At 66.2% G+C, this 16,480-nt stretch carries 14 protein-coding genes; 2 read left to right on the plus strand and 12 right to left on the minus strand.

Going from position 1 to position 16,480, the window contains the following annotated elements; all coding sequences use genetic code 11:
- Window positions 1-70 precede the first annotated feature (70 nt).
- The 8 genes from J0909_RS14735 to J0909_RS14770 form a co-directional block, all read right to left on the minus strand.
- Entirely contained in the window at window positions 71-1,300 is a 1,230-nt protein-coding gene (locus J0909_RS14735; RefSeq protein ID WP_207263989.1) for a glycosyltransferase family 2 protein, read from the minus strand.
- 7 nt (window positions 1,301-1,307) lie between these two features.
- Window positions 1,308-2,021: a class I SAM-dependent methyltransferase gene (locus J0909_RS14740; protein WP_207263991.1), complete on the minus strand. Its 714-nt coding sequence runs from the start codon at window positions 2,019-2,021 to the stop codon at window positions 1,308-1,310.
- Between the two features lie 122 nt (window positions 2,022-2,143).
- Window positions 2,144-2,692 (minus strand): MarR family winged helix-turn-helix transcriptional regulator, encoded by a 549-nt coding sequence (locus J0909_RS14745; RefSeq protein ID WP_207263992.1) that lies wholly within the window; start codon window positions 2,690-2,692, stop codon window positions 2,144-2,146.
- Between the two features lie 2 nt (window positions 2,693-2,694).
- Window positions 2,695-3,150, minus strand: coding sequence for a hypothetical protein (locus tag J0909_RS14750; RefSeq protein WP_207263993.1), 456 nt, complete (start codon window positions 3,148-3,150; stop codon window positions 2,695-2,697).
- 219 nt (window positions 3,151-3,369) lie between these two features.
- Complete coding sequence (locus J0909_RS14755) at window positions 3,370-4,773, minus strand: sigma-54-dependent transcriptional regulator (RefSeq protein WP_207263994.1); 1,404 nt, start codon at window positions 4,771-4,773, stop codon at window positions 3,370-3,372.
- A gap of 87 nt (window positions 4,774-4,860) precedes the next feature.
- Window positions 4,861-6,024, minus strand: a complete 1,164-nt coding sequence (locus J0909_RS14760; RefSeq protein ID WP_207263995.1) for an NAD(P)/FAD-dependent oxidoreductase — start codon at window positions 6,022-6,024, stop codon at window positions 4,861-4,863.
- Between the two features lie 23 nt (window positions 6,025-6,047).
- On the minus strand, window positions 6,048-6,533 hold the full coding sequence (locus J0909_RS14765) for a hypothetical protein (RefSeq protein ID WP_207263996.1): 486 nt from the start codon (window positions 6,531-6,533) through the stop codon (window positions 6,048-6,050).
- 102 nt (window positions 6,534-6,635) lie between these two features.
- Window positions 6,636-8,288, minus strand: coding sequence for an NAD+ synthase (locus J0909_RS14770; RefSeq protein WP_207264125.1), 1,653 nt, complete (start codon window positions 8,286-8,288; stop codon window positions 6,636-6,638).
- Between the two features lie 343 nt (window positions 8,289-8,631).
- On the opposite strand from J0909_RS14770, the gene J0909_RS14775 reads away from it, so the two are divergent.
- Window positions 8,632-9,675 carry a glycosyltransferase family protein gene (locus J0909_RS14775; RefSeq protein WP_207263997.1) on the plus strand — a complete coding sequence of 348 codons (1,044 nt, stop codon included), beginning with the start codon at window positions 8,632-8,634 and terminating at the stop codon, window positions 9,673-9,675.
- Window positions 9,676-9,978: 303 nt separating this feature from the next.
- Entirely contained in the window at window positions 9,979-12,837 is a 2,859-nt protein-coding gene (locus tag J0909_RS14780; RefSeq protein ID WP_207263998.1) for a class I SAM-dependent methyltransferase, read from the plus strand.
- 39 nt (window positions 12,838-12,876) lie between these two features.
- Here the strand turns inward: J0909_RS14780 and J0909_RS14785 are convergent, their stop codons facing one another.
- The 4 genes from J0909_RS14785 to J0909_RS14800 are packed head-to-tail and all read right to left on the minus strand — an operon-like array spanning window position 12,877 to window position 16,470.
- Window positions 12,877-13,749: a sulfotransferase family protein gene (locus J0909_RS14785; RefSeq protein ID WP_207264000.1), complete on the minus strand. Its 873-nt coding sequence runs from the start codon at window positions 13,747-13,749 to the stop codon at window positions 12,877-12,879.
- A complete protein-coding gene (locus J0909_RS14790; RefSeq protein WP_207264002.1) occupies window positions 13,746-14,519 on the minus strand; it encodes a hypothetical protein in 774 nt (257 codons plus the stop codon). The genes J0909_RS14785 and J0909_RS14790 overlap by 4 nt, the downstream gene beginning before the upstream one ends.
- Window positions 14,513-15,280, minus strand: a complete 768-nt coding sequence (locus J0909_RS14795; protein ID WP_207264004.1) for an acylneuraminate cytidylyltransferase family protein — start codon at window positions 15,278-15,280, stop codon at window positions 14,513-14,515. The genes J0909_RS14790 and J0909_RS14795 overlap by 7 nt, the downstream gene beginning before the upstream one ends.
- Window positions 15,277-16,470: a glycosyltransferase family 2 protein gene (locus tag J0909_RS14800; RefSeq protein ID WP_207264006.1), complete on the minus strand. Its 1,194-nt coding sequence runs from the start codon at window positions 16,468-16,470 to the stop codon at window positions 15,277-15,279. Before J0909_RS14800 ends, J0909_RS14795 begins: the two co-directional genes overlap by 4 nt.
- Window positions 16,471-16,480 lie beyond the last annotated feature (10 nt).

Consider the following 16,480-nt stretch of genomic DNA (forward strand, 5'->3'; position numbering starts at 1 on the left):
TTGTTACCAGCAAAACTCGGGAGTGCCGACATGGTATTTTTCGTGTCGGCGGTCCTCGTGCCGGGGAGGCCTAGATGAACCGTTCGAGCTGTTCCCGGACGGCGGGATCGCGGGCGGTGCGGAGCAGGGCCCGGGCCTTTGCCTTCAGGGCGTCGCGGTCGGCCGCGGCCCGGACCAGGCCCCGGTGCATGGCGGCGTAGTGCTCGGCCATGTCCGGGACGTCGCAGGCGCTGAGGATGCGCGCGCATTCCCGGTAGGCTTCGAGGCCGGGCAGGAGCAGGGAGCGGAGATAGGCCACGGGCATGGCGTCCCGGATATGGCCGCGTGTTTCCAGGAGGGCGGCCAGCAGGGCGTAGCCTTGGTCCCACAGGGGTTCCTCGCGGATCAGAGCGTGGAGGTGCCCGGCGTCGGGATCGGCGAGGAAGCGGGCCTCCAGGGCTCGGGCCCGGGGCTCGGGCAGGCGGGCGACGAGGTCGAGCCAGGGAGTCAGGCCCGGTTCGAAGCCGTCTTCGCGGATCAGGGCGCAGAAGTCCTCGCGGGCGTCGCGGCAGCGGGTGCGGAGTAGGCGCAGGTTGGCCGATTCGTGGTCGAAGCGGCCTTCGGTGCCATGGGTGTGGTGGTGGACCACGCTTTGCGGAATGACGGAGAAATGGCCGCCGCGCTGGGCGATGCGGCAACACAGGTCCACGTCTTCCATGCCGTTGACGAACCCTTCGAAGAAGCCGCCCTCGGCGTGGAAGAGCGGGGCGGGCATGAGCAGGGCGGCGGCGGTGATGACGCTGAAACGCCGTTGCCGGGCCACGGCCGGGTGGGTCTGCGGGAAGTATTCGTGGAGGTGGCGGAAATTCGTGTCGTCGGTCACGGCGATGCCCAGGTGCTGGACCCGCCCGGCGCGCACGGTGTCGTCGTCCGGGAAGAGGAGCAGGGGGCCGACGCCCGCCAGGCGGCGGTCGGCCTTCAAGCCGTCCATGAGTGGCGGCAACCAACCCGAAGTGACCGTGGTGTCGTTGTTGAGGAAGAAGAGGTTCGCGGCCGAGCTTGCCCGTGCGCCCGCGTTGCATCCCTTGGCGAAGCCGAGATTCTCGGGCAGCCGGAGGTGGATGAAGCGGTCGCCGAACAGGGCGCGGCCGAGTGTCGGGGCGGTTTGCGGGGTCTCGTCGCCGGAGCCGTTGTCGGCCAGGACGACCTGAAAGTCGTCGCCCCCGGTGTGCGCCGCCAGGGAACGCAGGCAGGCTTCGGTCAGGTTCCAGCCGTTGAAGGCGGGGATGACGATGGATAGGCGGAACCGATTTTCTGCCATGGCGCGGCTAGCCCATTTCCGGCTCGGTCTTCCAGGCGAAGAGGGGGGTGAGCGGCTTCATGTTGGTGAAGTCCACGCGCACGGCCACGAACGCGCCCAGGGCCGGTGGCAGTATGTGGGCGTTGAGCTGGTTGGCCAGGCCCGTGGGCTTCCAGGTCTTCATGGGCCCGGGCAGGACCGAGCGGGCCAGGGTGGGGCGCAGGCCCGTGACCTTGTGGACGAGGTCCTGCATCTCGCACCAGGTGAACCAGTGGGCTTGGGCCATGGAGGACCCGGAGCCCCGTATGTTCATGTAGTAATACAGGGAGTTCTTATTCAGATAGCCGATGAGCATGCCTTTCTCGGCCACGCGCGCGGCCTCGGTCAGCATGCCCTCGGGGTCGTCGGCGAATTCGAGCACGGACCAGAGCAGGGCATAGTCGAACTCGTTGTCCGAGAAGGGCGTGTTCTCACCGTGGCCCACGTGCAGTTCGGCCCGGTTGCCGAACCGCTTTCGGGCGGCCGCGAGCATTTCGGGCGAACGGTCCATGCCGGTGACGTCCAGGCCCATCTGATAGAGGGTTTCCATGAACAGGCCGGTTCCGCAGCCGATTTCGAGGATCTTGCGCTTGCGTCTCGGCCACCCCGCCAGGACCTCCTGCAGGAGGAGCACCTCGCGGTCCAGGGCGTAGCGCCCCTCGGGGGTGTCGAACCAGGCTTCGTAATTTTCGGGATCCCACATGGCGGCGTCCTCAGGCGGTTTCATCTTCTCCCGAAAGTATGACCATCATACCCCCCTCTGTAAATAGGAGGCCGGGAAAAGTTGGGCGAAACCGTCTTGGGGACGCCGGGAGCCGCGCGGCGTTATCGGCCGCCGCGCCGTCCGCGTCCGAAGCCGTTGCCCGGGCCGCGTCCCTTGCCGCGCCCGCCGCCGGGGCCGCCGCATCCGCCCGGACCGAAGCCTCGCCCGCCGCCGGGTCCGCCGGTCATGGGGTCTTCGCGCAGGGAAGCGACGAGTTTGCCGAGGATGGTGCGCAATTGGCCGCGCTCGTCCTCATCCAGGCGGTCGAACGGACTGTCCGCGTCGGCCCCGTTGTCAGCCGGAGCCAGGGCGCGGGCCGCGTCCGTGGGGGAGATGATGAAACTGCGTCGGTCCGCCTCGTTGCGTTCCCGGAGGATGAGCCCCCGGTCTTCAAGCTTGCGCAAGAGTTCGCTCAGGGATGAAGAGCGCACATCGAGGATTTCGAGCAGTTCGCCCTGGGGCATGGGGCCGTTTTCGAGGAGGATGGACAGGACCTGGTACTGGGCGTGGTGCGCATGGTCGCGGCGGTGGGAGGCGCGCGCCATGAGCCGGGAGGCCAGGCGGAAGAGCCCGGCCAACTCGGCATCGGTTGCGGGGGTGGCGGGCCTCATGGTCAGCGCATCCTCGCGGCGTAGGCCTCTCCCTTGGGGCAGGAGGGGGCGTTCAGGGGGCAGTGCTGGTCGCACAGCGGGCAGAATCCGGCGTCCGGCGCGAGTCCGTCTGCGGGGTTTGGCCCCATGGCCGCCCGGAACGCGCCGCCGCGGCCCGGCTGGAACCGGTTCAGTCCCATGCCGCACGGCCCGCGTCCCATCCGGCCTTCACCTATCCCGGCGCATTGCCCCTGACCGAGGCCCTGGCCAAAGCCGCGTCCCTGTCCGTTGCCGAAGCCGCCGCCGTTGCCCCGGCCGCGTCCCTTGCCGGCCCTGCCCTGCCCCCGGCCCTGGCCGGGACCGTTGGTGAGCCCCTGTCCGCCGCCGTTGCCGAATCCGGCGCACCCGCGCCGTCCCTGTCCGCGATTGCCGCGTCCGAAGCCTTGGCCGTCATACCTATCGTTGTTCCAACCGAACATGTCGTACTCCTTTGGTTGCATGGTGTGGGCACCCGATTGAGTAGGTACCTTCCTTTTCCTGTTGAATATAAGCCCTCGTTGGTCCCTGTCAAGATAAAAAGGTACCTTCGTATCTATCCCGTACTTTTTCCCGTCGTCAGGCCGTCTTCCCGGCAAAGGGCCTCGCCCTTTTCGGGGCCGCGCCCGGGCATTCGGCGGGAGAGAGTGTGGGCCGGGGGCCTAGTCCGTCTGGATGTTGTAGGCCTTGAGTTTGCGGTAGAGGGAGCTGCGTTCCAGGCCGATGGCCTTGGCGAGTTGGGAGATGTTGCCGTCGAATTCGCGGAGTTTGGCTTCGAGGAAGCGGGCCTCGAAGTCGGCGCGGGCCTGTTTGAGGTCGGTCGGGCCTTGGCCGATGAGGTCGTCCAGGGGGGCGCTTTCGGCGGTCGGGGGTGGAGTCGGTTCGGCGGCCCGGCGCACGGGCTTGTATTCCGGGGGCAGGCGGTCCGGGGTGACGGTGTCGCCCGCGTACATGATAAACATGCGCTCCACGAAATTCTTGAGTTCGCGCACATTGCCGGGCCAGGCGTATTCCTTGAGCATGGCCAGGGCCTCGGGGGCGAATGCGATGGGCTTGAAACCGTGCTGGCGGACCAGGGTGTCGATGAAGTCGCTGATCAGCAGCGGGATGTCCTCCGCGCGATCGCGCAGGGGCGGCAGTTCCAGGGGGAAGACTTTGAGCCGGTAGTAGAGGTCCTCGCGGAAGTTGCCCGCCTCGATCTCCCGGGCCAGGTCCTTGTTGGTGGCGGCGATGACGCGTACGTCCACCTTGATGGTCTTGCGCCCGCCCACGTGCTCGAAGGCCTGCTCCTGGAGGATACGCAGGATCTTGGCCTGGGTCTTGAGGGACATGTCGCCGATCTCGTCCAGGAACAGGGTGGAGCCGTCGGCCAGCTCGAACTTGCCTTCCTGGGCCCTTTCCGCGCCGGTGAAGGCACCTTTCTCGTGGCCGAACAGTTCGGATTCGATGAGCTCCTCGGGGATGGCCGCGCAGTTGACCGCCACCAGCGGTCGGTCGGCGCGCGACGACTGGTTGTGGATGGATCGGGCCACGATCTCCTTGCCCGTACCGTTCTCGCCGGTGATCAGCACCCAGGATTCAGTGGGGGCGACCCGGCCGATGACCTCGCGCAGCTCGGCGATGGGCCGGGACTCGCCGGTCAGGGTGATGGGTTGTTCCGAGGAGATGCGCGTCTTCAAGGCCTGGTTTTCCTGGCGCAGGCGGGAGAATTCCAGCCCGTTGCGCGCCGAGACCACGACCTTTTCCAGGGAGAGCGGCTTTTCAATGAAGTCGAAGGCCCCCTTCTTGAGCGCCTTGACCGCGGTTTCGATGGTCCCGTGGCCGGAGATCATGATTACGGGCAGCCCCTCGAAGTCCCGGGAGAGGATTTCCAGGGCCTTGAGGCCATCCATGCCGGGCAGCCAGATGTCCAGGAAGATCAGGTCCGGGATGTCGGTGCCAAGCAGTTCGAAGCCCTCTTCGCCGGATTCGGCCTCGACTACGGACAACCCTTCGTCTTCGAGGATGCCGCGCAGGGAGAGACGGATGGATTCTTCGTCGTCGATGATCAGGATCTTTGCGGGCATGAGTGCTCCCTTGCAAGGTCGTCCGGCGCGGTTGCGCCGTCCCTTCTTATAGATGACCCGGCGCGATGATTCAAGCCGCTCTCCGCGTTACTCGCCGGGTTGCGGGAATCTCCAGTCCTTTTTTTTCAGCCAATGGTAGGAGCGCTTGCCGTGGACCATGTCGCCGAGCGGTCCCGCGCCGAGTTTGACGAACCGGCGGATGGATCCGGGGCCGAACAATTTCATGACCCGGAACAGGAACCAGCGCAGGGTATTGGAGCCGCGCAGCTCGGGCAGGATGGTGTGGTGCAGGTCGCGGAGGTATTCGGGGCCGGGGTCGATGCCGGTTGCCAGGGAGCGGGCTACGGCGCGGCCCGCGTACATGCCCGTGCTCAGGGCGTAGAAGATGCCCTCGCCGAAAAGCGGCTCCACGTAGCCGCCCGCGTCCCCGGCGAGCAGGGCGTTGCCGTGCACCGGGTCGTGCAGGAAGCTGCCGTAGGGCAGGGGATGGCCGCGTTGGTAGGAGAGCACGGCCGGGTCCACGCCAAGCACGTCGAGATAGGTCCGGAACAGCTTGGCGAAGTGGGTGTCCCGGCGGCGCAGGCCGCAGATGCCGATGAGGACGTGGTCTCCGTTGGGGAAGACCCAGCCGTAGCCCGCCTCCATGAAGCCGACGTACAGGATCGGCCGGTCCACCGGCTCGGGGAAATCGCCTGCCAGGATTTTGACCTCGATGGTCGCGGCCGTGAGCCGCCGCATGGCATTGAGATTCACCTCGGGAAAGGCGGCGCGCACCGTGGAGTGGGCTCCATCCGCGCCGATGATGTATCGGGCCCGGAGGGCCCGGCCGTCCTTGAGGATCACCTCGCCGCTGTCCGGGTCGCAACCGCTCACCTCTTCCCCCTCCCGGACCCGGGCTCCGGCCCGGCGCACGTGGTAGAGCAGCCGGTTGTCCAATTCGGCTCGATCGGTGAAGTGGAACGGGTAGGACAGCGAGCCCTCGGCCAGGGTGGCGGTGAAGCTGCGGATGGCGTAGCGGTCCGAGACATAGCGGATGATCCCTTCCCGCCTCAGGGTTTCGGGCGTCTCGCCGAAGAGGGCGTTCAGGATCTGTATGGTTTTCCAGGTGAGCAGGCCGCCGCAGAGTTTGCTGCGCGGGAATTCTGCCTTGTCCAGGACGAGCACGGAGGCTCCCTGTCGGGCCAGGGTCACGGCCGCCGCGCTGCCCGCAAGGGAACCGCCGCAGACGATGGTGTCGAAGATATCGTTCATGTCGCTTACCCGTCCGGGGTCGGTCACATGGTGTTGATCATGGACGAGGGATTGCGACCTTCCTTTTTGAGTTGCCGGTAAGTACGCACGTCCTTGTCCAGCTTGCGCAATAGGGAGACCACCAGATCGCGTCGCGGCGTGCGGCGGGCCGGGGTGGTGAAGGTGAATCCGTCGGTCATGATGACGTGGAGTTCGAAGATGATGGCCGAGTCCGGGCCGACCGCGCCATAGCTGTCCTGGGTGGAGGCGTCCACCTTGACTTCCTGGAAGAGATCGTTGCGCGCCTTGATGTAGTTCAGGATGCGCTCGATCTCCCGGTCGGTGTAATCCCTCGGGCTCAGGGTGCCGGAAAACTGGAGCTTCTTGGAGGCGGAGTTGGAAAACACGGACTCGCCCTTGCGCACCAGGTCCAGGTTGAAAAAGATATAAATGACGGCGCCCGCGACCAGGATCAAAAAAATGTTCCTGGCTATTTCCGTCTTTTTCTGTCGGTGTTTCCTGCCGTTCATGCCCGCTCCGCTGAACTGATCGTGTGTGCCGGGCCTACATACTATGAATCCCGGCAAGAAAAAAGGGGCTGCTTTCCTTGGCGAAGCCCGGACCGAAAGGGTCTATATCTCGCGGCGGCAGGCCAGGGGCATGCGCCAGCCTGTGCCGAAGGATCGCGGGGTCAGCTTGATGCCCGGCGCGGCCTGTCGGCGTTTGAACTCGGCGAAACGCACCAGATCCAGAACCCGGTTCACCGTGGCTTCGTCGAAACCGGCCCTCACGATGTCTCCCCGCGACTGGTGGCGTTCCACGTGCCGTTCCAGGATGGCGTCCAGGACCTCGTAGGGCGGCAGGGAGTCCTGGTCCTTCTGGTCCGGCCGCAGCTCCGCGGACGGGGGTTTGCTGATGATCGCCGCGGGGATGCCCGGGCGCACGTTCTCGTTGTACCAGCGGGCCACCTTGAAGACCCCGGTTTTGTCCACGTCCGAGATGACCGCGTAGCCGCCGGACATGTCTCCGTAGATGGTACAGTAGCCCACGGCCAGTTCAGACTTGTTGCCCGTGGTCAGGAGCAGGGAACCGTATTTGTTGGACAGGGCCATGAGCAGGTTGCCCCGGATGCGCGACTGGATGTTCTCCTCGGTGGTGTCCGGGGCGTGCCCGGCAAAGGGGACGGCCAGGGTGGTCTCGAAAGCGCGCATGATCGGCTCGATGGGCAGGGTCAGGGTCTTGATCCCGAGGTTTTTGGCCAGCTCCAGGGAATCGTCGATGGACCCCCGGCTCGAATAAGGCGAGGGCATGAGCACGCAGGTCACGTTCTCCGGGCCGAGGGCCTCGGCGGCCACGGCTGCGGTCACCGCCGAATCGATACCCCCGGACAGCCCGACCAGGGCCGAGGAAAAACGGCTCTTGCGCACGTAGTCTCGGGTGCCCAGGACCAGGGCGTGCCAAGTCTCCGCCGGGCGGGAAAAGTCGTCTTCGGCGATGGAACCGCGCTCGTCGGTGTCCACGATGAGCACCTGTTCCTCGAACCCCCGGGCTCGGGCGATGAGCGTTCCGTCGGGGCCGAAGGCGCAGGACCGGCCGTCAAAGATCAGGTCGTCGTTGCCGCCCACCTGATTGGCGTAGACCAATGGCGTGGCGTACTTGCGGACCACGGCGCCGAGCATGTTTTCGCGCAGCGCCTGCTTGCCCAGGAAGAGGGGGGAGGCGGACAGGTTCAGGATCAGGTCCGGCTTGTGCCCGGCGATCTCCTCCAGGGGATCGCGGGCGTAGCTCCGGGTGTCCCAATAGTCCTTGTCGTTCCAGGCGTCCTCGCAGATGGTCACGGCCAGGGTCTTGCCCCGGTGGCGGATGATGTTCGCCTCGGGATCGCCTTCGGGGGCGGGCTCGAAATAGCGGGCTTCGTCGAAGACGTCGTAGGTGGGCAACAGGGTCTTGCGCACGGACTTGACGACGGCGCCGCCTTCGCACCAGAGGGCGCAGTTGAAGATGGATTTGCCGGGGCCCTTGCGGTTGGGCTCCACCGAGCCGAGCAACAGCGGCGGGCCGTCGGCCAGTTCGCGCGCCAGCTCCTGGGCCACTTCGTCCGCGCGCCGGATGAAGCCGTCGTACAAGAGCAGGTCCCGGGGGGGGTACCCGGTCAGGGCCATCTCCGGCGTCAGACAGAGGTCCGCGCCCATGTCGGCGGCCCGCCGCGCCGCCGCCACGATCCGGGCTCGGTTGCCGTCCAGGTCGCCGACCATCTGATTGAGTTGCAACACGCCGATTCTCATGGGCATCTAGATACGTCAAAGTGGAGCCGGGGGCAACAGATGGAGGAGCGGGATAACTCCCGGGGGACGGGGGCGGTGTTTCCGGCTTCGGGTGGCCGGAGGGACCTGTCGGGCAAGGTTTTCCGGCATGCTAATTGCTTTCCTTGTTGAACGATTCGCCGTTCGCGGCTACTATGTTTTCAGTGCCAATTATTTCATATGCTTATTGTGTGTCTGGGGAGTCAAGTTTCTGCGGCGCGAGCGGGAAGGCGGACAAAAAGGCCGGTCCTGCGGGGCGGCGCCGGTTTTCCGTGCGCAGCCCGGCATGCGCTCGGCCATGACGACAAGGATGTTGCAAGGACCCATGTCTGCTGAACCCATCATCGCCTGGATCGGCGGGGGATATTTCAACGAGCCGTTCGGGAAGCTCGGGTTTGACGTCCGGCGCATCCCGTTTTTCACGCCCAGGGTTCTCGATTGGGAGACGGTGTGCGCGGAGGCGGGAGGCAGGCCCGACATCGTCCTCTACGCCGACGCCAGCGTGCCCCCGCCCCTGGTCGGTCTGGAACGGTTTCCCTGCCTGACCGTTTTTTACTGCGTGGATTCGCACATCCACGAATGGTACCCGCTGTATGCCCAGGCGTTCGATCTCTGCGCGGTCAGCCTGCGGGATCACCTGCCGCGGATGCGGCTGCGTCTGGACGGGGAGCGGGTCTTTTGGCTGCCTCCCTTCCCCATTCGCGGGGAGCGTCCTCCGGCATCCCCGCCGGAACGGATTTGGGATGTCCTGTTCGTGGGCCGGACGAATCCTGAGACCACGCCGTTGCGTCTGTGGTTCCTTGCGGAGATGGCCCGGCGCGTAAGCGGGCTGGAGGTCCGCGAGGGGGCCTTCGACACCCTTTTCCCTCAGGCCCGGATAGTCCTGAACATCGCCGAGATGGGGGATTTGAACTTTCGCGTTTTTGAGGCGCTGGCCACCGGGGCCTGCCTGCTGACCCCCAGGGTGGGACACGGGCAGGACCGTCTTTTTCAGGACGGCCTGCATCTGTTCACCTACGAGTTGAACAACCCGCAGGACGCCGCCGACAAAGCCGCATTCCTGCTGGAGCACCCCGAGCTGTGCGAACGCGCCCGGGAGGCCGGGCGGGCCGAGATCGATGCGCGGCATCGCCGCCGCCACAGGGTGGCGACCCTGGCCGACCGGATCGCGGGGCTGGATCGGGAGTCGGCCGTCCGGGAACGGTTGGCGGCTGCGGAGTATATCCGCGAAAAGTATCTGCGCCTGCTGTTTCTGCACTGGGCTTCGGAAATGGACGATCCCGGCACGCAGCGGATGTACCTGGACGCGGCGCGCGGCAAAGACGCCGTGTGCCCGCATGACGATCTCCTGGGGAAAAAATCGATATGACCCGCTGTTGCCGCCCATGTAACGCGCCCTTGGCCGCTTCCGCCTGATCCAGCCGCGCTCCCCGCATGGGGAAGGAGCCGGGGCGTTCGCTCCGTTGCGCGATGGCCGGAATTGCCAAAGGGCATACGACGCGATACTGGCTTGACGGACGGCTGACGGCCGCTTGCCGAGGACGGAGCGAGGTTGGCCCCGAGGATTTCGCGCCAGGCTCGCAGGGCCATCTTCGGTAACGGCGAATACGGGCTTCCCCCGGGGATTCCCGCGGTTTAAGGCGGCAATACACAACTCGGTCGGGAGACATGCATGCAGGACACCCCCATGGATAAACGGATCGCCGCCGACCCCGCGTTGTTTGCCGAGTTGATGCGCACGCTGGTCGGAGGGGTGACGCTTGAGGAAGCGTCGGCCTTGCGCCGGTATGCCGCGCTGGCCGGTGCAGGCTGCATCGTGGAGATCGGCTCGTATCAGGGGAAAAGCGCGGTGGCTCTGGCCATGGGCGTCTTGGACCGGGGGGCCCAGCCCCGGCCGATGATCTACTGCGTCGATCCCCACAGGGAGTACACGGGATTTTACGGGGGGCGGTTCGGCCCGGAGGACAGGGGCCGGTATTATCAGACGATGCTGTCCACCGGGGCCTACAGGCACGTCGGCCTGATCAACTTGCCCAGCGAGGATGTGGCGTCGTCCTGGAAGGAGCCGGTCGGCATGTTGTTCATTGACGGCAACCATCACTATGAGGGCGTCAGGGCGGACGCGGACAATTGGATGCCGCACGTCCCGGTCGGCGGATACGTCGCTTTCGACGATGCCGCCGATGAACAGTGCGGGCCTCACCGCGTGATCGAAGAATTGTCGGCGACGGGGAGGTTCAGGCGCTTGGAGCAGGTGGGAAAAGTCGTCTTTCTGGAGAAAATCGAGGCGTTGCCGGAGGAGCCGGTCTACTCGTCGTCGGGCCGGAAGATCCTCGTGGCCTGCGAACGGGTGGCCAACACCGGCGGGCTGTGGCGGTTCGACCGGATTGCCGCGAGCCTGCGGGCAAAAGGGGATGAACTGTGCTACCTGGCGTTGGACCCGTCGGGAAATCTCCGGGAGACCGATGTCCCCGTGCTTTCCCCCGAGGAAGCGGCCTGGCGGCGATGGGACTGCACCATGCTTCCGGGCGCGGCGTTTTCCCGGCGCTCTCTCGAACGGTTCGATTGTTTCCAGGATTCCCGGTTCGGGGTCCGGGTTCAGCACGTCCTGAACGATCAGAGCCGGAAAAAGGAATTCCTGGCCGTCAACGCGGCCTTCAAGCCGCATGTGGTGATTTTCAACAATGACGCTTGGCCGGAGGGCTCCTACACGGAATTCCAGGCCCACCGGTTCCACCGGCTCATCGGCGCGGTCGATGCCGAGCGCTTCGCCCCCGGCGGGGAGAGGCGTTTCCCCCTGCGCGAAGGGCGGTTCGTGGTGGGCGGCCAGGCGAGCAAGAATCCCGGGCCGCTTCTGGATGCGGTCGGATCGTTGCCGGACGGTGTCGTGGTGAAGTTGTTCGGCGACGTCGGGCCGGAATGGGTGGAGAAGTACGCCGAGATGGCGGCGGCCGGACGCCTGGAGTGGGTCGGCCCGCTGGGTCCGGGGCAGCTTGAGACTTTTTACCAGAGCGTTGACTGCGTCGTCCATACCGAGCTCTTTGCCGGGTGGGCGAATCTGGTGGCCGAGGCCATGGCGAGCGGCGTGCCGGTGATCTGCTCCGGGCACGGCACCTCGGCGTTGGCCAAGGACCGGAGCAGTGCGCTCGTGCTGGACCGGGTCTCGGCCGGGGAGATAGCCGACAGGGTCGGCCTGCTGATGCGCGACGCGGACCTGTGCCGACGCCTGGCCCGCGAGGGCCGCCGCATTGCGGAGCGATTCCCGTGGGAAGATTATACGGACAAGCTCCTTGCGCTCTGCCGCGACGACGGGCGCGGCCACTACATCCGTGATGAGGCGTTGGGATTATACGGGAAATGGCCCAAAGCATGGCGTCTTGCCGGCCTGGAGCCGCTCTTTGACGCGGCGGCGGGCAAAACCGTCCTGGACCTCGGCTCGGCCGAAGGGGTTATCGCTCATGAGTTTCAGCGGCGCGGGGCGTCGGCGGTCCACGGCTTCGAGGCCGATTCGGCGCGGGTCGAATTCTCGGCGGGGCTGTGCGATCCCTCGGTCTGCCGGTTCCGGGCCGCCGATTTCTCGGACCGGGACGCCTTTCTGGCGGCGCATGGCGAGTCCCTGCTGCCCGATTACGGAATCGTCCTGTTCCTCGGGGTCTATCATCACCTGCCGCAGTTTCCCGAGGGGGACTCGCCGCGCCGGACCTTCCTGGAGGAAGCGTTGCGGCGGGCAGCGGATTATTTCGCGATCAGGACGCCGGGCCCCGACATGTTGGATGCGGAACAGGTCATAAACCGCGCGGGGTTCGAACTCGTGTCCGGCAACGACGAGCGGAAGGGCGACAATCTGGGCGGCCTGCGCATCTACAGGCGGCGGGCGCCGATCCCCTTCGTGTCCTTTCCCAAGTCGGGGCGCTCCTGGGTCCGCTATATCCTGACGGAACTCGGCCTGGCCGACGCGTATCATTTCGGCCACGACGGGTTCGAGTTCAACGACGGCTCCCTGCCGGAGCACGATTTCTCGGTGGAGAAACGCCTGGAACGGTTTGCGCAGTGTGAGAAGGTCGTCCTGCTGCGCCGCAACCCGTACGACGTCATCGTCAGTCTCTACCATCAGGTCACCGGCCGGTTTAAGGACTTTTTCCGGTATGAGGGAACCCTTTCCGACTTCATCCGGGACCCGTATTTCGGCGCGGCCGTTTTGCGGGACCATTTCGCCATGTGGGAGGAGATCCGAAGGAACCGGGACGTGTTCGTCCTCACATACGAGGACCTGCACGCCGATACCTTCACGGCGATGCGGAAACTGCTGCGTTACTGCGGCGTCGAGGTCGATGACGCCGCGTTGCGGGAGGCCGTGGAAAAGGGGGACTTCGCCAATATGAAGCGCCTGGAGAAGAGCGGGCGGTTCCCGGCTCCCTGGCTTCGGCTGCGCAACGGCGCGCCCAAGGTCAGGAAGGGAAAGGTCAACGGCTACCGCGAAGAGATGGACGCCGGGGATATAGCCTACTTGGACGGCGTGTTCGGCGGCTAGCCGGAACCTCTGCGGTACCGGACTGCGCGGCCTGGTGCATCAGACGGCGCGGCCGGGCAGGCAGCCGAGCTGGAACGCGGCCTTTCCCCGGTGGTTCTCCGCGTCCACCGTTTGCGCCAGCGTTGCCGCATCCTCCGGCCCGATGAACCCGGCGTGGCCGAAGTCGGCCAAAGCCCGGTACAGGCCGTCCACCTCCGGGCAATCCTCGCAGGCCGCCCGCAGAGCGTCCCCCGAATGGGTGTAGTGTTTCAGGCCGGGGCTGAGAAATCCGTCCGCGAATTCCTCCGCCTGCGCGTCTTTCGCCAGGCCCAGAAACGTCCCGGCCGCGTCCAGCGTGCCGTGCGGATCGGACAGGGTGTCCTCGAAGAAAAGCAGGAAAATGCCGTGGGCCGACAGGTTGCACAGCAACGCGAGGTTGTGGGCGAACCACAGCCTGAGGCCGACCCGGATGGGGACCTGGTGGATGGTGTGCAGCGATTCCGCGACCTCCAGGGGATTGCGGATGGAGGCGATCACCCTGGGGGCCGGGCCGAGGGCCCGAAACGCGTTTTCCCAAAAGGGATAGGTGAGGCAGAAACGGGGGTCCTTGCAGCCCGCGACGCCCTGTTCCACGAATTTTTCCCGCACCACGTTCCCGCAATGCCTGGCGGCGTATTCCAGGGCCGGTTCGGGGGCGAGCCCCCGTTCCCCGACCCTGCCGAAAGCCGAGTCCCCGGTCAGCGCCTCCAGGATGGCCCGGTTGTGGTCCACAATGGTCATGTCCTCGAAGTACCCCTTGGGATTGTCGGGGCCTTTTTCCATGAGATCGGCACCGAAGTCCACGCCCAGCGACATGACGGCCTTGGCCGCGACACTGGTGCCGGAGCGGTGCATTCCGGTGACGATTACCCGCGGGGTCGCGTTCGGGGTCATGGTTTCAGTCTCGCTTCGCGAGCCAGTCCGGCCGCGCTTTCGATGTTCATGGGGCTGTCCGCGTCCATGTCGAAGATCGGCAGGCGGAAGAACGGGGGCAGTTCGTCCAGGTAGTCCCGCCCGGAAGTGAACAGAACGGCTTCCTCGTTCGCGGCCTCTGCTGAGCCGCCGGAAACGGCGCACAGCGCCCCATCGTCGTGGAACAGGTCCGTCAGGTGTTGCGACCCTTCGGGCCTGTCCTTGTCCAATTCCGGGATCGGCCCGTAGATATCCGCATCCACGCGCTCCCTGTCGCCGACGGTATGGTCGATTCGTATGGCTGTCCCGCTGGTCCAGGTGCGGGGCACGGCCCGGCACTGCCAGAGGGGGTGGGTCAGGGAGGAGAACGGGATCACGGACAGGACCGTGCGGTGCGCTGTCGGATCGAGCCCTGCCAGCCCCTTGCAGAAAAGGTGTAGTCTGCGCAGGGAAACACGGCCCCGGAGCGGGCGGAGGATGACATGCCATGTCCCCGGCCGGGCGGGCGGCGCGCAGAGGACGGCCTGTTCGGCCGCGGGGTCGCTAGCCGAAAGAAGACGCAGTCCCGGCGCATTTGCCTCCGTCAGAAAGGGGTATGCCCGGTCCGCGAGGACTGTCTCGGCCTTGGGCAGGGACCCGTCCCGGAAGAGCGACCGGGCGTAGGCCAGGGCGAACCCGCCGATGTCGTCCGACCGAAGGAGCGCCCGTTCGCGGGCGGTGGTCGGCGTGAAGGAGATGGCGGTGGTCAGCATGGCAGGTCCACGCCGAAGTCGTAGAGGTTTGCCGCGAGGACGGTCTCGGCCAGCCGCCAGTCGGCCTCGGTGTCGATGTCGATGAGCTCGATGGGGTCGAGGATGGCCTCGTGGTGCCGCCAGCGCCGTTTGGCCGCGTCCAGGGCGTAGCCGAGAAAGGAGCCGGTCGCCTTGTAAAAGACCTGGCCGTCGGCGTAGCCCAGGGGCAGGGGGGTGGCCCGCCCCGGGGCGTATGCCCGACGCGGGGGAGCGGGGATGCGGTTGACCGCCACGCAGGTGCCGGCCTCGCGGATCTTGTCCAGGTAACCTCTAATGGTACCTGCGTTCCGGAAGGGGGAGGTCGGGTACATCTCGACCCAGTAGCCCACGGGGTAGCCGTCCGCCAACAGCTTCCGGGCCGCATAGTACGACGCCAGTCCGGGGGACACCGTCTCCCGCGCCAGTTCCTCGGGGCGGACGAAGGGGCACTCGGCCCCCAGGCTTTCGCCCAGGCGGCAATATTCCTCGCTGTCCGTGTTCAGGATGACCCGGTCCGCGCCCAGGGCCTGGGCGACGAGGATGGTGTAGCCGATCAGGGGAATTCCGTTGAGCTTGCGGACGTTTTTGTCCCTGATGCGGGTGGACCCGGCTCGGGCGCCGATATGCACCACCAGTTTGTCGTGGGCGGTGCCGTCCGCGAAATTTTCTGCGTAGTCCACGGGCGTGCCCGGAAAGAAGCGGTCCCTGACGTCCGCGAAGGTGGTCATGTGTTGCGCACTCATGGCCGCATGCCCTCCGGGGGCGTTCCCCGCCGGGCGGACGGGCTCCCTTCGTTCCGGCTGCGGACCATGTCCAGCAAGGCGGCCTCCAGGTCGTCGAAGTCCGCCGGGGAGAGGACGGCCTGGTAGGCTTCCGGCCGGGGTTCGGGCCAGGCCGGGGCCGGCCAGAGCACATTCAGGGCCTCGGGTTTCGGGATATACCGGGTCCGGCCCGGGATCACCAGCACGACGTCCGCGTTCCCTTCGTCCCTGTCCCAGTCCGCCACGGCGTGGATGCGCACCCGGTGGCCCCGGCGGCAAAGATCGGCGGCCAGGGCTTCGGCCCGCAGGGTCGAGGATGGCGGGTCCGCCCGTTTGTCCACGGTCGGAATCTTGATCGCGACGGACAGCGGCGAAGCGGATTCAAGACGGGCGGATTCGGGGAAGGCGTAGTTGAAATCATCCTGTTCAAGCCGGGTTCCCCATCGCGCGATGGTCCGGTCGGTGTTGGCCCGGCAGTGGTCCATGCGCCCCTCGGACTGGCTTTCGAGGTGCGTGACCACGCTGTCGGGGCGGTAGATCACCGCCTTTCCGGCTTCGCCGTAGCGTAGGCAGAGGTCCACGTCTTCATGGCCGTTGACGTAGCCTTCGTCAAACCCGCCGAGTTCGAGAAATTCGTTTGCCCGGACGGCCATGCACGCCCCGGTGACCATGGCGAAGGATCGCCGCTCACTGACCCGGGAATCGTCCGGGGAGACGCCGAGAAAGATGTGATAGGGAATGTTCCAGCGGTTGACGCACACCCCGGCATGCTGGACCCGGCCGTCCGGGTAGAGGAGCTTGCATCCCGCCACGCCGGTCTCGGGGTGGTCGGCGAGTTCGTCGAGCAGGGGGGGCAGCCAGTTGTCCCGGACCACGGTGTCGTTGTTCAAAAAGACGAGCACATCGCCGCGCGCCGCGCGGGCCCCCTGGTTGCACGCCTTGGCGAACCCCTCGTTTTGCCCGTTGCGCAGCGCGGTCACGCCAGGCGTTCCCGCCAATGATTCGAGAAAGCCGGTGGTCGCGTCGCCGGAGCCGTTGTCGATGAATACCACCTCGTGTCCGGCGAGCCCGGCTTCGCGGAGGGATCTCCAGCACCCCGCAGTCAGTTCGACGCGGTTGAACAGGGGGATGATGATACTGGCCGCCGGGCGGCGGGGAAGGGATGTGCTCATGGTTTTACTG

This window comes from Desulfovibrio sp. Huiquan2017 (assembly GCF_017351175.1).
Lineage (GTDB): Bacteria > Desulfobacterota > Desulfovibrionia > Desulfovibrionales > Desulfovibrionaceae > Pseudodesulfovibrio.

What these genes read in the sequence shown, in the direction of transcription:
- J0909_RS14735 (WP_207263989.1), bottom strand. Translation starts at nt 1,300, where the DNA reads ATGGCAGAAAATCGGTTCCGCCTATCCATCGTCATCCCCGCCTTCAAC.
- J0909_RS14740 (WP_207263991.1), bottom strand. Translation starts at nt 2,021, where the DNA reads ATGTGGGATCCCGAAAATTACGAAGCCTGGTTCGACACCCCCGAGGGG.
- J0909_RS14745 (WP_207263992.1), bottom strand. Translation starts at nt 2,692, where the DNA reads ATGAGGCCCGCCACCCCCGCAACCGATGCCGAGTTGGCCGGGCTCTTC.
- J0909_RS14750 (WP_207263993.1), bottom strand. Translation starts at nt 3,150, where the DNA reads ATGTTCGGTTGGAACAACGATAGGTATGACGGCCAAGGCTTCGGACGC.
- J0909_RS14755 (WP_207263994.1), bottom strand. Translation starts at nt 4,773, where the DNA reads ATGCCCGCAAAGATCCTGATCATCGACGACGAAGAATCCATCCGTCTC.
- J0909_RS14760 (WP_207263995.1), bottom strand. Translation starts at nt 6,024, where the DNA reads ATGAACGATATCTTCGACACCATCGTCTGCGGCGGTTCCCTTGCGGGC.
- J0909_RS14765 (WP_207263996.1), bottom strand. Translation starts at nt 6,533, where the DNA reads ATGAACGGCAGGAAACACCGACAGAAAAAGACGGAAATAGCCAGGAAC.
- J0909_RS14770 (WP_207264125.1), bottom strand. Translation starts at nt 8,288, where the DNA reads ATGAGAATCGGCGTGTTGCAACTCAATCAGATGGTCGGCGACCTGGAC.
- J0909_RS14775 (WP_207263997.1), top strand. Translation starts at nt 8,632, where the DNA reads ATGTCTGCTGAACCCATCATCGCCTGGATCGGCGGGGGATATTTCAAC.
- J0909_RS14780 (WP_207263998.1), top strand. Translation starts at nt 9,979, where the DNA reads ATGCAGGACACCCCCATGGATAAACGGATCGCCGCCGACCCCGCGTTG.
- J0909_RS14785 (WP_207264000.1), bottom strand. Translation starts at nt 13,749, where the DNA reads ATGACCCCGAACGCGACCCCGCGGGTAATCGTCACCGGAATGCACCGC.
- J0909_RS14790 (WP_207264002.1), bottom strand. Translation starts at nt 14,519, where the DNA reads ATGCTGACCACCGCCATCTCCTTCACGCCGACCACCGCCCGCGAACGG.
- J0909_RS14795 (WP_207264004.1), bottom strand. Translation starts at nt 15,280, where the DNA reads ATGAGTGCGCAACACATGACCACCTTCGCGGACGTCAGGGACCGCTTC.
- J0909_RS14800 (WP_207264006.1), bottom strand. Translation starts at nt 16,470, where the DNA reads ATGAGCACATCCCTTCCCCGCCGCCCGGCGGCCAGTATCATCATCCCC.